Genomic DNA, 1420 nt, shown 5'->3' with positions numbered 1-1420 from the left:
AGTGGGCGGTTCGTAAGGTGATGTCCGTTTCCGGTTGAGGCTGGGCAAGGTCGCTGGTGGAGGCTCCGTCGGCTATGGCTTCCTGGCGAAGTTGCCGGTATCGGCCTCGGTGAGGATCCCGAGTTTGACCAGGCGTTTCAGCTTGGCGCGAGTGCCTTCGACGTTCTTCGGCAGCAGTTCGTGGCCGAGGGCTTCGCAGACGTCCTTGGCCCGTAGCGGCCCGGCCTCGTGGTTGAAGGCAGCGAGGATACGGGGGTAGTCCGGGTGCTCGGGCAGGTCCGATGTGTAGGCCGGGAGCCGGTCGGCGAGGCCGGTGATGGTCTTGCGGGTGATCGCGAGATGCTCCAGGTGAGTCTCGGCCTCCCGCAGCCGGGTCTGCAGGTCGTCGATCTGTGCGCGGAGGTCGTCGGCCAGGGCCCGGGCGGCGTCTTCCTGGAGGCCCAGGGCGTCGAGCAGAGGCTGGATGTTCACGCTGCCACCGCCTGCGTCTCGCGCCAGGTGGGGGCGTTCGCGCCGGTGAGACGTCGGGTCATGACGTGGGTCATCGCCCAGTAGACGCGGGAAGCGGAGGAGGAAGGGCAGTGCTCGTAGTCGCGGACCAGGCGCCGGTGCAGTATCAGGATCCCGTAGGTCTGCTCGACCCTCCACCGCTTCGGCTGCGGCACGAACCCCTTGGCCTGCGGGTTGCGTTCGACGATCTCGACGTCGATGCCCAGGCCGATGCCGTGCATGACGACCTGGTTCTTGAAGCCCTGGTCGACCAGGGCTTTGCGGACGGTTCCGCCGGCGTGCTCGGCGACCTGGTCCAGCAGGACGATGCCCGCGGCGTTGTCGTGGGTGTTCGCAGCGAGGACGACGACCGCGATGACCAGGCCGAGGACGTCCACGGCCAGGCCGCGCTTGCGGCCGGACACCCGCTTGGCCGGATCGTGGCCACTCGTGGAGGCGGGGACCCCGGCGGCCACATGGACACTCTGGGTGTCCAGCACCACCAGGGTCGGGTCCTCTAATCGTCGGGCACGTTCACGGACCTGGCAGCGCAGGAGTTCATGGATGACCTGGTCGGTTCCGTCGTCCCGCCAGGCGGCGAAGTAGTAGTAGGTCGCGCTCTTCTGTGGCAGGTCGTGCGGGAGATAGGCCCACTGGCAGCCAGTCCGGCCCTGGTAAAGGATGGCGTTCACGATCTCCCGCATGTCATAGGCGCCCTGATGACCGCTGACCGAGCGGTGCCGGGTTTTCCAGGCGGTGATCACCGGCTCGATCAACGACCACTGCTCGTCCGATAAGTCACTCGGGTACGGCTTGCGTTCACTCACCCGGTCACATCACCAGACCACCAACCGCGGACCGGCAGAGTCCGCCCCGCAGCCACACGATCAGGCGACACCAGATGCAGTCAAAGGCTCACGAACCGCCCACT

The 1420-nt window shown here is 67.0% G+C and carries 2 protein-coding genes; both read right to left on the bottom strand.

Translation table 11 applies throughout. The features are described 5' to 3' along the window. Nucleotides 1-72: 72 nt before the first annotated feature. Nucleotides 73-471, bottom strand: coding sequence for a hypothetical protein (locus ACZ7FF_RS44980; RefSeq protein WP_470820560.1), 399 nt, complete (start codon nucleotides 469-471; stop codon nucleotides 73-75). Continuing rightward, nucleotides 468-1316, bottom strand: a complete 849-nt coding sequence (locus ACZ7FF_RS44975) for an IS5 family transposase (protein ID WP_470820558.1) — start codon at nucleotides 1314-1316, stop codon at nucleotides 468-470. The genes ACZ7FF_RS44980 and ACZ7FF_RS44975 overlap by 4 nt, the downstream gene beginning before the upstream one ends. Nucleotides 1317-1420: the final 104 nt, after the last annotated feature.

The organism is Streptomyces sp. NPDC037126 (assembly GCF_055605965.1).
Note: the sequence above shows the minus strand (reverse complement) of the source record. Positions and strands in the feature narration are given on the sequence as shown.